The sequence below is a fragment of the Enterococcus sp. AZ088 genome (assembly GCF_051714845.1).
GTDB lineage: Bacteria > Bacillota > Bacilli > Lactobacillales > Enterococcaceae > Enterococcus > Enterococcus faecalis.
In genome coordinates, this window is sequence record NZ_JBIOSQ010000001.1 from 414,844 (window position 1) to 430,449 (window position 15,606).

The 15,606-nt window shown below is 38.0% G+C and carries 15 protein-coding genes; 11 read left to right on the forward strand and 4 right to left on the reverse strand.

Features of this window, described 5'->3' with window-relative positions:
* Positions 1 to 90 precede the first annotated feature (90 nt).
* The 3 genes from IGL17_RS02085 to IGL17_RS02095 are packed head-to-tail and all read left to right on the forward strand — an operon-like array spanning position 91 to position 4,975.
* The gene (locus IGL17_RS02085) at positions 91 to 1,326 is read left to right on the forward strand and encodes a DNA repair exonuclease (RefSeq protein WP_002355519.1); all 1,236 of its coding nucleotides are present in this window, start codon (positions 91 to 93) and stop codon (positions 1,324 to 1,326) included.
* A complete protein-coding gene (locus tag IGL17_RS02090; protein WP_016618150.1) occupies positions 1,323 to 4,034 on the forward strand; it encodes an ATP-binding protein in 2,712 nt (903 codons plus the stop codon). Before IGL17_RS02085 ends, IGL17_RS02090 begins: the two co-directional genes overlap by 4 nt.
* A complete protein-coding gene (locus IGL17_RS02095) occupies positions 4,031 to 4,975 on the forward strand; it encodes a 3'-5' exoribonuclease YhaM family protein (RefSeq protein WP_002355522.1) in 945 nt (314 codons plus the stop codon). The genes IGL17_RS02090 and IGL17_RS02095 overlap by 4 nt, the downstream gene beginning before the upstream one ends.
* A 39-nt stretch (positions 4,976 to 5,014) precedes the next feature.
* On the opposite strand, the gene IGL17_RS02100 is transcribed toward IGL17_RS02095, so the two are convergent.
* The 3 genes from IGL17_RS02100 to IGL17_RS02110 all read right to left on the reverse strand — a co-directional run bounded on the left by IGL17_RS02100 (position 5,015) and on the right by IGL17_RS02110 (position 6,977).
* Positions 5,015 to 6,043 (reverse strand): peptidylprolyl isomerase, encoded by a 1,029-nt coding sequence (locus IGL17_RS02100; RefSeq protein ID WP_002355524.1) that lies wholly within the window; start codon positions 6,041 to 6,043, stop codon positions 5,015 to 5,017.
* A 163-nt stretch (positions 6,044 to 6,206) separates the two neighbouring features.
* A complete protein-coding gene (locus IGL17_RS02105; RefSeq protein ID WP_002355526.1) occupies positions 6,207 to 6,551 on the reverse strand; it encodes a YtxH domain-containing protein in 345 nt (114 codons plus the stop codon).
* Positions 6,552 to 6,977 (reverse strand): HIT family protein, encoded by a 426-nt coding sequence (locus IGL17_RS02110; RefSeq protein ID WP_002355527.1) that lies wholly within the window; start codon positions 6,975 to 6,977, stop codon positions 6,552 to 6,554.
* Between the two features lie 215 nt (positions 6,978 to 7,192).
* On the opposite strand from IGL17_RS02110, the gene IGL17_RS02115 reads away from it, so the two are divergent.
* The 4 genes from IGL17_RS02115 to trmB all read left to right on the forward strand — a co-directional run bounded on the left by IGL17_RS02115 (position 7,193) and on the right by trmB (position 10,768).
* Positions 7,193 to 7,930, forward strand: coding sequence for an ABC transporter ATP-binding protein (locus IGL17_RS02115; protein ID WP_002363160.1), 738 nt, complete (start codon positions 7,193 to 7,195; stop codon positions 7,928 to 7,930).
* Between the two features lies 1 nt (position 7,931).
* On the forward strand, positions 7,932 to 9,143 hold the full coding sequence (locus tag IGL17_RS02120; RefSeq protein ID WP_033624308.1) for an ABC transporter permease: 1,212 nt from the start codon (positions 7,932 to 7,934) through the stop codon (positions 9,141 to 9,143).
* A 128-nt stretch (positions 9,144 to 9,271) separates the two neighbouring features.
* On the forward strand, positions 9,272 to 10,051 hold the full coding sequence (locus tag IGL17_RS02125; protein ID WP_002355531.1) for a phosphotransferase family protein: 780 nt from the start codon (positions 9,272 to 9,274) through the stop codon (positions 10,049 to 10,051).
* A 72-nt stretch (positions 10,052 to 10,123) separates the two neighbouring features.
* Entirely contained in the window at positions 10,124 to 10,768 is a 645-nt protein-coding gene (trmB, locus tag IGL17_RS02130; RefSeq protein WP_002371476.1) for a tRNA (guanosine(46)-N7)-methyltransferase TrmB, read from the forward strand.
* 59 nt (positions 10,769 to 10,827) lie between these two features.
* Here the strand turns inward: trmB and IGL17_RS02135 are convergent, their stop codons facing one another.
* Positions 10,828 to 11,574 carry a MurR/RpiR family transcriptional regulator gene (locus IGL17_RS02135; protein WP_002363162.1) on the reverse strand — a complete coding sequence of 249 codons (747 nt, stop codon included), beginning with the start codon at positions 11,572 to 11,574 and terminating at the stop codon, positions 10,828 to 10,830.
* A gap of 177 nt (positions 11,575 to 11,751) precedes the next feature.
* Here IGL17_RS02135 and pfkB point away from each other — a divergent pair, with 177 nt between their 5' ends.
* Genes pfkB through lacD form a run of 4 tightly spaced genes read left to right on the forward strand, consistent with a single transcriptional unit; the run spans position 11,752 to position 15,563 of the window.
* Positions 11,752 to 12,678: a 1-phosphofructokinase gene (pfkB, locus tag IGL17_RS02140; RefSeq protein ID WP_025193396.1), complete on the forward strand. Its 927-nt coding sequence runs from the start codon at positions 11,752 to 11,754 to the stop codon at positions 12,676 to 12,678.
* 4 nt (positions 12,679 to 12,682) lie between these two features.
* Positions 12,683 to 14,101 (forward strand): PTS fructose transporter subunit IIC, encoded by a 1,419-nt coding sequence (locus IGL17_RS02145; RefSeq protein WP_002355535.1) that lies wholly within the window; start codon positions 12,683 to 12,685, stop codon positions 14,099 to 14,101.
* A 26-nt stretch (positions 14,102 to 14,127) separates the two neighbouring features.
* Positions 14,128 to 14,589 (forward strand): fructose PTS transporter subunit IIA, encoded by a 462-nt coding sequence (locus tag IGL17_RS02150; RefSeq protein ID WP_016618154.1) that lies wholly within the window; start codon positions 14,128 to 14,130, stop codon positions 14,587 to 14,589.
* A complete protein-coding gene (gene lacD / locus IGL17_RS02155; protein WP_016618155.1) occupies positions 14,586 to 15,563 on the forward strand; it encodes a tagatose-bisphosphate aldolase in 978 nt (325 codons plus the stop codon). Before IGL17_RS02150 ends, lacD begins: the two co-directional genes overlap by 4 nt.
* The last annotated feature ends 43 nt before the right edge of the window (positions 15,564 to 15,606 follow it).

The following is a 15,606-nucleotide window of genomic DNA, read 5'->3' on the forward strand; positions in this document are numbered from 1 at the left end:
AATAAAAAAACGAACAAATTTTCGTATGTTTTTACTGACCAAGCTGGCAGAAAATGATATGATAAAGGAAGGAGAAAAGGAGGGGAAACGATGAAACTATTGCATACAGCTGATTTACACATGGATCGGTCTTTTGAAGGGTTAACTGGGATCCCGACAGCCTTAGCGAAGCGCTTAAGAGAAGCTAATCAACAATTGTTAATGAATATCGTAACAGTTGCTATTCGAGAAGCGGTGGACTTGGTTATTTTTGCAGGAGATACGTTTCATCAAAGTCAGACCTCTATTTCAATGCAAGCCCAATTGATGGCCGCATTAGAACAGTTGAAACAAGCAGAAATCCCCGTGATTCTAACATTTGGGAATCATGATTACTATAAAAAAGACCGCTATTGGTTTTCTTTTCCAGACAATGTCTTTTTATTTGAAAAAGAAATGGTTGAGACACTGTATTTTGAAACGAAAGCGGGCGAACAAGTGGCTGTTTCAGGGTTTAGTTATGAGCATCCCTGGATTGATGAAAATAAAGCACTAGAATTTCCTATCAAACAAGCAGAATCTGACATTCATATTGGAATTTATCATGGAGACACCAGTCGGAAAGCGCAACAAAATTATGCTCCGTTTACATGGAAGGATTTAAAAGCCACTGGCTATAATTATTGGGCATTGGGCCACATTCATCAGCCGCAAATTGTTAGTGAACAACCGCTAATTGTTTATCCTGGAACACCTCAAGGACACACGAAAAAAGAACAGTCTTTACAAGGGGTTGCAGTGGTCACACTTTCCCAAAATCAAGCGACTGTTCAATTTGAAAAAGTCGCAGAAATAGATTGGACGAATGAAGAAGTATCTCTTGCGCAATGCCGTGACACCCAAAGCGTTTTGTCTTATCTTGAAACCAGTTTGCTGACGAAGTGGCATGCGCATCAGCAACAGCAATTGATGGCGTTGACACTGAAAGAAACGCAACATTTGGATGTGACCGTGGTGCAAGCCATTGTCAATGGTGAACTATTAAGCTACTTACAGCAGCAGCTTTTACAAAAAACGCAAGGTGATTTTTTTGTTTATCGCCTAATACTGCAAGCAGAGGAACCAACGAAAGAACCGATCTATTTAGCCGCTAGTCCCAACTTATTAACGGCATTAGAAAAAACATACTTAGATCCAGTTATTTTTGAAGATACCACCAAGGAATTGTTACGTTATCCAGAATTTGCTGGAATTTTTTCAATGGATGAGCAGTGGCGATTAGAGAGCTTGCGCCTAGCACATGAGCAAATTAATGAAGACTTTACTATTCAGGAGGACCCACTATGAAATTACTCGCAGTAGAGATTGTGGGCTTTGGAAAATGGCAACAACAGAAAATTACATTTGAATCTGGTAATCAATTGCTGTACGGCGCAAATGAAGTTGGCAAGTCCACATTGTATCAATTCATTCAAGCAATGCTGTTTGGGTTTCCCACAAAGGGTAAAAGAAAGCGCGATTACGCACCTAAAAATGGTGGCTCGTATGGTGGTCGTTTGTGGTTGGCACATCCTGTGTTTGGGGAAGTTCAAGTCGAGCGTTTTAAAGAAAAAAATAAAGGGCAAGCAATCATTTATTATCAACAACAAATGGGGGATGAAAAAACCTTACAGCAAATGTTACATCCGCTAACGAAAAAGTTATTTCAAGAGGTTTTTACTTTCCAACAAGAACAATTAATTACGAGTGACAAGTTGACAGAAGAGGAACTGCAAACATCCTTGTTAGCCATTGGTGTTTCTGGTAGTCAACAACTTTTGACTTACCGAAATGCGTACTTTAAAGAAGCACAAAAAATCTTTAAAGGCAAAGGGCAGCAGCCATTACTCAATCAGAAGTTGGCGGCTTATCAAGAACTAAAAGAGCAAATTCAAGAGAAAGAAGCGCAGCAACAAACTTTTCAACAATTAGAAGAAACGATTCGCGAAACAGAACAACAGCGAGTGACACTGCAACAGCAATTAAAAGAAACGCAACAGGACTTGTTACAGGTTGCGGAACAGCAACGTCACTTTCCCTTGTACGAAGAATGGCAGTCGCTACCTGAAGAAACAGAGAACGTTGTTTTAGTAAAAGAAGACCAAGTTCAATTAGAAGAAACCTTTCAAGAATATATGTACCTAGACAAAGAACGACAACGTTTGACCAAAGAGTTATCTCTTCAGTCAGAAGCGCTCGATGTTCCAGAAGGCTATGCTTTTTACCTAGAACAAGAAGCATTGATTCAACAATTGTTGAATCAACGCTATGATATGCAACAATTGATGACGGAATCGGAATGGATGACCCAAACCTTTGAGCAAAATCGTCAAGAAATGGTCCTTTTAGAGAACGAATGGTCATGGTCGCCTGAACGACCACCACAGCTTTTTTATGACAACGAAACCGTTCAAAAGTGGCGCCAACAACAAGTTGCGTATACGCAAGCTCTTCAAAAAGGCCAAGAACAGAAAGCATTCTTGGCTTCTCAAATTGAAAATCTGGAAGACCAGTTAACGGATTTTGAAAAAGCGCATGCCGCATTTTTTGGTGAAGCGACGCGTGCCCAAAAAGCGCAGAAAACAAGTCAGCCACTATGGTTATTGCTAGGAAGTATCCTTGCATTACTGGGTTTCTTTTTGCCAAGCCCTTTAAAATGGGGCCTAGTTCTCGTGGGAGTTAGTTTTATCGCGAAAGAAGTGCTTAGCTACGCCACTAGAAAAGAAGCTTCCTCTGATGAAGTGAAAGAAGAATGGCAGACGAAACTTTCGCAACTAGATTATTTAAATGAACAGTTCCAACAAGCGCTGAATCAAGAACGTGAGGCACAACTGAAAGTGGAACAACTTGAACAAGCAGTAGCGGAGCAAGCCCAACTTCATCAGTTAGGAAAAATGAATCAAATTGATACTTTAATGAATCAGCGAGAATTGATTACGCGCTATTTATTGCTTGTTCAAACAAATGAAGAACTCATGAGTCAATTGAAGGAAAATCAACAAAAACGCCAAGGATTTGAAGAACAAGTCTTTCCATTGATGACGCATTTACCCTTGCAAGGAAAGAGCCTTTCCGAAAAGTTACACTTTTTAGAAGGATTTGCTGAAGAAATGGAGAAAGTTCGCTTTGCTCAAGAGTATCAAGCAGATGGCTATCTCAAACAGCAGTTACGAGAGTTGAAAACTAAACAGCAAGAAGCGTTAACACGAATTCAGCCTTTACTAATTCGTTATCGGATTCTATCAATCGCTGATGTTCCAATGAGGATTCAACAGCTGACCACTCAGCAAGCTCAAGTTGGTCGTGGGCAAGAATTAGCGACACAATTAGGCAATCTGTTTCCAGAAGCGGTAACAGAGGCAACGTTAAAAGACCGTTCTTTACAACTGGCGCAGCAACAAGCACTGGAAGAAAGCAAGTTAGATAAAATACAAGAACAGTATCAAGCGCTGATTTATGAAAAACAACAATTAATGACGGATGGTACCTTAGATGAGTTGTATCAACGCCAAGCAATTTTAAAAGCGGAAATCAAAGAACTAGCTCAACGTTGGTCTGGGTATCAACTGGCGGGGCAACTGTTAATGGACTTATTAACAGAGCTTTCGGAACAACAATTGCCCAGCTTATTACAGTATGCATCAAGCTACTTTGCACTTTTAACAAATCAGCGTTATCAATCAATCCAAGTAGCCGAAGGTCAACTAGTTGCGGTGACGAAAGAACAAGAAATGTTTTATTTACATGAATTATCAACTGGCACTAAAGATCAATTGATGATGGCTGTTCGTTTTGCCTTTTTAGCAGTCCAAGGCGAGCAACTGATTTGTCCAATTATCATTGATGATGGCTGGTTACACTATGATCATCAAAGAAAAGCCCAATTAGCTGAATTATTTACTAAGTTTGGTCAAAAACAGCAAGTCATTTGTTTTTCTTCTGACCAAGAAATGGTAAGCTATTATCAGGACTTACAACAAAGAGTAATTGCGTTAGAAGGAGGAAGCGTCAAGTGAAAAAATTACGTGAATTAACAGTAGAAGAACTTTTTGAATCATTTGTTCTAATTAAAAATGCCGATGTACGTGTAGCTAAAAATGGGAAAAAGTTTATTGCCTTTACCTTTCAAGACACATCTGGCACGATTGACGGAAAATATTGGGACGCCTCTGAGGATGAAATTACACGATTTACTGCGGGAAACGTTGTTTTACTGAATGGGAAACGAGAAGTTTATCAAAATAAACCCCAAGTAAAAATTTTACACATGCGTTTAGCGACAGCAGAGGAACCAAGCCAGCCAAGTTTATATATGGAACGAGCGCCTTTGAAAAAAGAAGAGATGGTTGAGGAAATCAATCAAGTGATTTTTGAAATTACCAATGCTCATTGGAATCGTATTGTGCGCTATCTCATGACGAAATACCAACAAGAATTTTATGAATTTCCTGCAGCCAAACGGAACCATCATGCTTTTGCGAATGGCTTAGCTTACCATACTGTCTCAATGTTGCGCCTAGGCAAAGCAATTGCTAAGGAATATCCTGAAATTAACACGTCACTATTATATGCGGGGATTATTTTACATGACTTAGGAAAAGTTTTAGAGTTATCTGGCGCTATTACGACAGAATATACGGTGGCAGGGAACTTAATTGGTCATTTAGTTTTGGTGGATGAGGAAATTACCAAGGCGTGTTTGGCTTTGAAAATTGATGATCGAGAAGAAGACGTTGTCGTTCTTCGGCACATGGTCTTAGCCCACCATGGACTGTTGGAATATGGCTCACCTGTGCGACCAAGAATTATGGAAGCGGAAATCTTACATCAAATTGATACCATGGATGCGTCCATTCAAATGATGCTAGGGGCCATTCGTCAAACACAGCCTGGGGAGTATACGGAACGAATCTTTGGTTTAGATAACCGCAGTTTCTATGTTCCAAAAGATAAATAAAAAAAGGGAGTGGTCAATCGACCACTCTCTTTTTTATGCTTATTTAGAAGAAGATTCTGTTGTTTTGCTTGAAGAATCTGTTGCTTTTTCAGAGTCGCTTGTTTTGGTATCGCTTGTTTTAGAATCACTTGATTTTGATTCTTTTTTCTCTGAAGAAGCGCTTGAAGATTCAGTTTGCATGTAGCCTGCTAAAGCGTTCTTGAAGGCATCATCTTTAATTTTCACATTGGCCGCTTTTAATTCGTCACTAATGACTTTCGAAACAAATGTTTGATCGGCTAATTTTGTTTCTTCAGCAATTTTCTTGATCTCTTTTTCATAAGGTTTCATGTCATTGCCTTTTGCTTTGTTTTTCGTCATTTTCACTACATAGTAGGTTGTTTGGTAGGTTTGCATATTTGTTGCAGCAATTGGTTCTGACACTTCGCCATCTTTTAATTTGAAGGCAGCTTCTTTAACTTCGGCAGGAACAGTTGTTGCTTGTGAATCAAATTTAATTTTACCGCCATCTTTTTTCGTAGCAGCATCTGTTGATTTTTCTTTAGCAATTTTTGTGAAATCGCCGCCGTCAGTGATTTCTTTCTTGACAGCTTTGGCATCATCTTCTGAAGCAACTTGGATAATTTGTGCTTCTACTTCTGGATGGAAACTTGCCCAAGCTGTTTTTAAGTCTTCATCTGTAATTTTTAAGTGGGCTTTTAGACCTGCATCATAGGCTGCTCTTTGTTTTAACTGTTTCTTGAATGTTTTTTCAGTTAAACCAGCTTGTTTTAATGCATCAGAGAACTTTCCGCCTTGTGCTTCTACTTGTTCTTTGGCTTCGTCAAAGTTTTTTTGAATATCTTTGTCAGTTACTTTGTCGCCATATTTTTCTTCAAAGACTTTATAAATAACCATTTGGCTAAACGCTTGTTGGCTAGTGCTTTGTTCTTTAATTTGGTTATAAAAATCATCAACAGTAATTGTTGAACCTTTCATTGTTGCGATATCTTTTGAACCGCTTGAACACGCTGCTAAACTAAAAACGGCCATTGCGCCCGCTGCAGCTAAGATTAGTTTTTTCTTCATTCTCTTATGCACTCCTGTTTTTTTTAGTTTTATTTCTGTTATAACTATACCATACCTTATTTTGAAAAAGAAAGAGTCTCAGGCATAGTTTCAAACAAAATTCGTATTTACGTCACACTTTTTATTTTTTTAATAACAAAAGAAATAATTAACATAAAAGACTTTACTTTTGCTTGTTGGTTTGTGTGTCAGGTAATTCAGCCGTGATTTTGGCAATTTGTTCTTTAATTTGAGCAATCCGAGGTTCCGCTTGGAATTTGAAATCAGTGATTTCTTGTTGCAGGTCTTTTGAAAATTCAGTTGCCAGAGGAACGTTTTCTTCGACAACTGCCAAATTTCGTTGCACCTGATCCCAGTCATTCGTGACTTGATTTTTCAGTGAACGATAGTCCTCTAGCTCATTGATTAAATGTTGGCGTGTTTCTTTCCCGCTTCTTGGAGCAGCCAACAAGCCGCCAATGGTACCAGCAGCTGCACCAAAAAAGAGACCTTTAATAAATTTTTTCATTTAGTTCACCTGCTTTGCAATGGTCTCAGCAATTTCTTGCATCGCTTCGGCGGAATAGTCCTCTTGATGGTTGCCAAAATGAATAGAGAAATCATCTTCTTTTGAATAACGGGGAATCAAATGAACGTGGGAATGGAAAACGGATTGATAAGCCACTTCCTTATTGTTATTTAAAATGTTTAATCCTTCCATTTCTGGAAAAGCTTTTTCTAATGCTCGTGCTACTTTAGGAATACGAGCAAAGACGTCGCTTGCTAAAACGTCATTATATTCAAAAATATCAGCAACGTGTTGTTTTGGAATCATTAAGGTATGCCCTTTGGTCACTTGTGTAATGTCTAAAAACGCGTAGACTTTCTCGTCTTCATAGACTTTATAACTTGGGATTTCGCCGTTGATAATTTTACAAAAAATACAATCATTCATGAAAAATTCCTCTTTTCTCTAGGTTCTTTCCTTTACTTTACCACAAGTTGATTTCTCTGTGGATGAAAAAGTACGTGAGTTCGCTAAAAAGTTCGTTTCATTTCGTGTATAATAAGAGAAAGAAAAAAATCCATTTAATTAAGGGAGTAATTTTTGAATTCTTGGTTCGCTTAGGGTTTAATAATGGTAGAGAGAAAAGGTTGGAGGCAAAAGAAATGAGCTTAACAATTGAACATTTAACAGGAGGTTACGGCCATATTCCTGTCTTAAAAGATATTAATTTTGATGTCAAGTCTGGTGAAATGGTTGGTTTAATCGGCTTGAATGGTGCGGGGAAAAGTACCACCATCAAAAATATTATTGGGTTACTTACGCCGCAAAAAGGCAAAATTATGATTGACGGGGAAACATTGCAACAAGCCCCTGAAGAATATCGTAAAAAAATCGGGTATATTCCGGAAACACCTTCTTTATATGAAGAATTAACATTGAAAGAGCATATCGAAGTAACGGCCTTGGCTTATGATATTCCATTAGAAGAAGCGTTCAAACGAGCAGAACCATTACTAAAAACGTTCCGTTTAGACAATAAATTGGAATGGTTTCCTGCTAATTTTTCAAAAGGCATGAAACAAAAAGTCATGGTACTTTGTGCATTCTTAATTGAACCGAGTTTATATATTATTGATGAACCTTTTCTAGGCTTAGATCCTTTAGCAATTCATGCTTTATTAGAATTAATGGATACGATGCGTAAGCAAGGGGCAGCGATTTTAATGTCCACGCATATTTTAGCAACAGCTGAAAAATATTGTGATCGCTTTGTGGTGCTACACGAAGGGAAATTACGGGCAAACGGTACAATGGCTGAATTACGTGCAGAATTTAATTTACCAGAGTCTTCTTTAGATGATATTTATCTTGCCTTGACGAAGGAAGAAAAGGTGGGGTAACATGGGCGAATTTTTTAGTCAACGTTTGTCACGGCATTTCAAAAAAATGTCCAAGTACTTGCGCTATATTTTAAATGATCATTTTGTTTTAGTCTGTATGTTTTTGTTAGGCGGATTAGGTCTGTACTATTCCCAGTTGTTAAAAGAATTACCTCGTGATTTTGTTTGGGGCAGACCGTTAATTCTATTGGGCTGGCTGCTACTCATTCAAGTTGGTAAGTTGGCTACTCTGACAGAAGAGCCAGACAAGGTTTTTTTATTACCAAAAGAAAAACAATTCGCTGCTTATCTGAAACGAGCGCTGCGCTACTCTTTACTTTTACCGATTGTGGTCAGCTTTCTAGGAAGTGGCCTATTGATGCCGTTGATTGTAGTCACAACAGGTTGGTCGTTTCAAACCTTCTTTTTATTTTTGGTCATGCTAGTTTGTATGATTTATACACATCTTAGTTTACAAAGCTATGGGCTCTATCATCTTTCGTCAACCACTTACCGTAGTTGGTGGTTCGTTTGGTTGATCAGTAGTCTCTTGATTATGACGGGAGCCATTTACTGGACGCCTTGGGTTGGTGTGATTGGTGGCATCATTCTGGCCGTTTGTTTATCGAGCATTTGGCAAAACAAGATGAAACAGAGTTTCTTGGATTGGGAAAAAATGATCCAAAAAGAACAAAACAGAATGCATAGAATTTATAAATTCATTCAGCTGTTTACAGATATTCCTGAAGTGAGTAGTACAGTGAAACGTCGTAAATACTTAGATCCTCTCCTCGGAGTAGTCAAAAAAACATCTGAGAACACGTATGCTTACTTATTCATTCGGAGCTTTTTACGAGGTAGCGAATATAGCGGCTTATTGTTTCGTTTGATTTTGGTTGGTGGCGTGCTACTCTTCTTTTTACAAGAATTCTGGATTGCGTTGGTAGTTGCTTTATTGTTTGTCTATTTAATCGGGTTCCAGTTGATTCCCATGTACACGCAATTTGATTATATGGTGATGACACAGCTATATCCAATTTCAATAGAAAAAAAACAAGCAGCAATTCGCCGGTTAATTGGCGGCGCATTGTCTGTTGCGGCCATTATTTTTGGTGGGATTGTCTGCCTTCGTTTAGGCAATTTGCAAAATAGCTTGATCATTCTGGGTGCCTTAATTGTAGAAGTTGTGATTTTCACTAAAATGTATGTTCCAATGCGCTTGAATAAGTTATAAAGATGAGAAAACCCAGCAAAATTTACAAAAGAACCACATAGAAGCTTGACGAAGCAAGGTTTGGCGACTAAAATGGTAATTGCTGTAAAAATTGCAATAAAATTGTGTTGAGATAGGAGATAATTTCCATGGAATTTCAGTTGGATAAAGACTGGCGTCTGCAGCCGATAAAGGGCGCAACTGGTCAAACATACATGGGAATAAAAGAAACAGAGAAAGTGTTCATTAAACGAAACACTTCTCCACTTCTTGCAGCATTGTCTAAAGAAGGGTTAGCCCCGAAGATGATTTGGACAAAGCGGACAGCGAATGGCGACGTACTAACAGCCCAAGAATGGCTGGAAGGACGTTTATTACATGCGGACGAAATTGGCAAACGCAATGACGTGATTGACGTGTTATACCAATTGCATCATTCCAATTTGCTGAAAGACATGTTGAAAAAAATTGGTGGCGAAGTTTGTACCCCGCTAACAATGTTGAAAGAGTATAAGCGTCAACTACCTAAAGAATTAAAACGAAACAGTTATTTAAAAGAAGTAATCACTTATTTATATAATCATTTACCAGAATATCCAGAGACTAGTTATGTAGCTGTCCACGGCGATGTGAATCATCGGAATTGGTTAGTCTCGAATAATTATCTCTATTTAGTAGATTGGGATTCTGTGATGGTCGCGGACCCAGCGGTAGATTTAGGAATGATTTTGAGTCATTATGTGCCTCGTTCCGGTTGGAATCAATGGTTACTATCTTATGGTTTAATCCCAAATGAAAGTACAGTTCAACGAATTTATTGGTATGGTTTATTTAGCTTTTTACAAGAGATTGTTCGTCATCACCAAGAAGGCGAAAGAAGAGCAATGACTGCAGAAATTTTACAATTAAAACGAATGTTTAGTAGTTAAACTAATTCATTTAACATCCACACAGGCTGGCGAATTTCACCAGTCTGTTTTTAAAAGAAAGGAATTTTAAATATGCGTGTAAGAAATAGACCCGGAGCAGCAGAATATATGGCAAAATATCCACAATATGTGGTAGAAGGTCCTGAAAAATGGCAAGGGAAATGGCAAGAACGTTTTGGCAATAATCATCCCATCCACATTGAAATTGGTTCAGGTAAAGGTCGTTTTATTTATGAAATGGCTAAAGCACATCCTGAAATTAATTATATTGGTATCGATATGCAATTAAGTATTTTATCGATTGCATTAGATAAGCTAGTGGCCGATCCGTTACCTAATCTACAGTTATTGCGAGTAGACGGCGAAGCATTAACAGAATATTTTGCTGAAAATGAAGTAGATTTAATCTATTTAAATTTTTCAGATCCTTGGCCAAAGAAAAAACATGAAAAACGTCGTTTAACGTATAAAAACTTTTTAGCAACAGATGAAATTATTTTAAAACCAAATGGAGAAATTCATTTTAAAACGGATAATCAAGGGCTCTTCGAATACTCATTAAGTAGCTTTTCTAAATATGGCATGATTATTGAACGTGTATGGCTAGATTTGCATAATAGCGAGTTTGAAGGCAACATTATGACAGAATACGAAGAAAAATTTTCTAGTCGTGGTCAACGAATTTATCGAGTAGAAGCACGTTTTGTTGCAAAATAAAAACAAGCATTCCTTTATTTTAAGTGAAGGAATGCTTGTTTTTTATTATTTAAGAAAGCCTAAGTTGTCGTTCTTAAAGCATAGGCGTCCAATAAAATTCTGGCCAGAATGGATAATGGTAACCGTGAACGCACTTCATAATCGGGGAAAAAGGAGCCTTCTGATTTGAAGCCTACGAACGGAATTTCAATGTATTTCATTAAACTAGAGTGTTTGCTTGCAGTTAAAAGGATAGTCCCAATTTCTGAGTCGTAACAGTTTTTACCAGCGACAACTAATTCTTGGGTTTCTCCGTTTAAAGAAACAAAAAGAGCCACATCTTTTTTTGATAACTTTTTACTAATATTTTTAATAATTTCTGGGTCCGTATGCAGTTCACAGTATTTGCCAGCCAATTGAAACTTAACCATCATTTCCTGAGCAATTAATTCTGAAAAACCTCTAGCAAAGATAATAATCCGTCGAGAAGCTTTGATTTTTTGGATTGCATCTTCGATATTACCAATTTCAATCATGTTAATCGTGCGAGTTACTTCTTCTTCATTTTTTAAAATGGCCGTCCGAATTCCTCGGTCTACTTTTTCTAATGCTGAAAAATTTATATTTTGGTTTTCTTTATCTTTCAAGTGATGCTTGAAGGATGTGAAACCTTCATAGCCTTTCTTTTTCATGGTTCTTACAATCGTCGCAGTTGATACGTTGGCTCGTTCGCTTAATTTTACAATGGAATAATCAGGGATTTCTAAAATATGTGTTTCGATAAAATGCCAGAGATATTGCTCTGACTCACTCAATTTTTGTTCCATAATGGCCAGCCCTTCTTTCTTTCGCTAAAAAACATTTATAAGCCTATTTTTAATGAAAAAAAATAAAAAAGCTAGATAAATTATGAAATTGTAAATGTTTTCTATATTTTTGCGAAAGAATGAAAACCTTTACATGGTATTTTGAGACATAATAAAGAGGAGAAAGGAGGAACTACAGTGACTATTTATACATGTACATTAAATTTAGCCATTGATTTATTTATCGAAACAGAAGTGCTAGTTCCTTTTGTCGTGAATCGCACGAAGGAAGATGATATTCAAGCAAACGGGAAAGGAGTCAATGTTTCCCTAATTTTAAAGATGTTAGGGATTGATAATACCGCTTTGGGAGTCAAAGCTGGTTTCACTGGGAACTATGTCGAGGATTATTTAAAAGAAAAAGAGATAACCACTGATTTTATCGAAGTCGCTGGCACAACGAGAATCAATGTGTTTACAAAAGTTACCCAAGATCAAAAGGAATACAAATTAGTCAATAAGGGACCAAAATTATCTGAAGAACATGTACAACGTTTTTTGAAAAAAATTTCAGAGTTACGTAAAGGGGATTATTTGTGCGTATCAGGAAGTTTACCACAAGGGGTTTCGCCAAGTATTTTGATTGAAATTAGCCGAATTTGTTTTGAAAAGCAGGTGTTCTTAATTTTAGACAGTAGTTATGAAGAAATTTTAGATTGTTTGCCTTATCAACCATTTTTATTGAAACCAAATGAAGAAGAACTTCAAGAGTGGTTTCATACAGAAGTGCAGACTAAGGACGATTACATTTTTTACGGACAAAAATTACTGAAGCGGGGAGCCAAAAATATTTTACTTTCTTTAGGTAGTGAAGGGGCTTTATTTATGAATAATGAAAAGGTTCTTTCAGGTAATTCACCAACTGGAATGGTTGTGAATACAGCTTGTTCAGGGGATGCAATGTTAGGTACCTTTTTAGCTGGCTGGCATCAAGGACTTTCATTGGAAAAAAATTTAAAAAGAAGTATTGCAGCAGGTAGTTCAACAGCATTTCGCAAAGGATTGACAGATTTTTCAGATGTTCAGGAGTTAGAGCAACAAATAAAGATTCAAGAGGAGGAATAAACAGATGGCTACGTATCAATTAATAGCTGCTACAGGTTGTCCGACGGGAATAGCGCACACGTATATGGCACAGGAGGCATTGGAACAAGCTGCGAAACGTAAAGGTATTACGATTAAGGTTGAAACACATGGTCAGATTGGCATAGAAAACGAGTTAACACCTGCAGAAATCCAAGGAGCGGAGGCAGTCATTATTGCCGCCGACAAAGACGTTCAAGCAGAACGTTTTGCTGGGAAACGAATCATTGATGTCCCTGTCAGTGTGGGGATTAAAGAAGCAGATCGCTTAATTGAAGAAGCGCTCGCAGGCAAAGGATCGATTGCGGCCGAAAACCAAGCAGTGGACGAACTTGAACAGGAGACACAAATTTCTTCAGGAAATGTTGGACATAGTATTTATAAAAACTTAATGAATGGCGTCTCTCACATGTTGCCGTTTGTAGTAGCAGGCGGCGTTTTAATTGCTCTTTCTTTTGCTATTTGGGGCATTTATTCATTTGATCCAGAAAGTAGTCAGTATAATGCTACCGCTGCTATGTTAAAAAGTATTGGTGATGCCTCAATGGGCATGATGGTGCCAATCTTATCTGCGTATATCGCAGAGGGGATTGCCAAACGACCTGGTTTGGTTGTGGGCTTTGTCGGTGGTTTGATTGCTAACACTGGTGGTACTGGCTTTTTAGGAGGGATATTATCTGGTTTCCTTGCTGGGTATTTCATTCTTTTATTACAGAGAGTATTTAAAGGTTTGCCTAAATCATTAGATGGTTTAAAAGCAATTTTCCTTTATCCAGTCATTGGCGTTGCAGTTATTGGTATCACTATGTCTTTACTAGCAGATCCGATGAAAGCTGTTAACGAAGGAATGATGAGCTTTTTAGCTAGTTTCCAAAACTCCAGTCCGTTGGTTTTAGGAATTATTGTGGGTTGTATGTGTGCCTTTGATATGGGAGGTCCAGTTAATAAAGCGGCCTATGTTACTGGGACGGCACTCTTAGCTCAAGGAAATACTTCTTTTATGGCAGGAGTTTCTGCTGCTTGCATAGCGCCACCTTTAATTACAGGCTTTGCTACATTATTCTTTGGAAAATACTTTGACACAAATGAACGCAATGCGGGGCTAGTGAACTTTATTTTAGGCTCCACACATATTACAGAAGGCGCTATTCCGTTTGCGGCAAAAGACCCATTAAAGGTTTTACCAATTATGATGCTCGGATCTTCAATTGCGGCAGTCCTAACGTATATGTTTGGGGTACAAGTGCCAGCACCTCATGGAGGATTTCTTGTTTTACCGGTTGTTACTCACGCTGTTCAATGGGTTTTGGCAATTTTAGCTGGTTCATTGGTAGGCGGTTTATTGCTAGGTTTTGTACAAAAAAGTAGAATCGCCAAACAAGAGCAATCGTTATCAAAAAAATGAAATAACAGGAATTAGGAGTGGATGGAATGGCTTTTATTAAAGAAAATCATATTTTTTTAAATCAACAGTTACAAACGCAAGAGGATGTTTTTCACTTTTTAGCAAAAAAATCAACAGAATTGGAAGTTGCTCAGGACGCACAGGAAGTTTTCAATAAGCTGAACGAGCGAGAACAAGAAGGAACAACGGGGATGATGAATGGGTTTGCGATACCTCATGCAAAAGCAGTAACGATTCAACAAGCGGCCATTATCATCGTTACCTTGGACCAAGGTGTTGAGTGGCAGAGCCTTGACAACCAATTAACGGAGTTTGTGATTGCGCTGTTTATTCCAGATGCCGAAGCTGGCACGACACATTTGAAATTACTCTCTTCCGTTGCGCGCCTCCTATTAAGAGAAGAAGTTACTTCTGGACTGAAACAAGCAAGTTCGCCAGCTGAAATTGCTACGTTACTAAATAATCAATTAAGTGAGGGAACAGAATGAAAAAAATTAGTGAACAAAAACGTAAACATTTAGAAAATCTGGTAGATGATCAAGGGATTATTGGCGCACTAGCCATTGATCAACGTGGGGCCTTAAAACGCATGATGGGAAAATACAAAGAGGTGACTGCGCAAGAAATCAGTGACTTTAAAGTATTAGTATCTCGTTGCTTAACACCAGAGACTTCAGCAATTTTGTTGGATCCAGAATATGGCCTAGCTGCTGCTGAAAATCGAGCACAGACTTCAGGTTTGTTACTTGCGTATGAAAAAACGGGCTACGATGCTTCGACAGCAGGACGGTTACCCGATAGTCTTGATGTTTGGTCGGTTAAGCGTTTAAAAGAAGCGGGCGCAGACGCGTGTAAATTTTTACTTTATTACGATGTTGACGAAAGTGAAGCAATCAATGAACGAAAGAAAGCTTATATAGAACGGATTGGTTCAGAGTGTTTAGCCGAAGAAATTCCATTCTTTTTAGAAATTGTCTCTTATGATGCAAACAATTCGGATAGTGCTTCAAAAGAATACGCTAAAGTAAAACCGCACAAAGTAATTGAAGCGATGAAGGAATTTTCAAAGGATCGCTATAATGTTGATGTTTTAAAAGTAGAAGTCCCTGTGAATATGAATTTTGTAGAAGGTTTTGGCACTGAAAGTCTTTATAGCCAAGATGAAGCGCAGGCTTTTTTCAACATGCAAAGTGAAGCAACACAACTTCCATTTATTTTCTTGAGTGCAGGGGTTAGTGCTACGATGTTTCAGGAAACATTGAAATTTGCAAAAAAAGCAGGTTCCTCGTTTAATGGAGTCTTATGTGGTCGCGCAACTTGGGCAGACGGCGTGCTTCCATTTGTTCAACAAGGTGCTGAAGCAGCCGTTGCGTGGCTTGAAACAACTGGTAAAACAAATGTTGACGAATTAAATCAGGTTTTAAGAGAGAGCGCAGTATCAGTCTTTGAAAAAATCCAGTAATTAAGCTGAAAATACTTACTGAATTTGAACTAATTGGTCATCT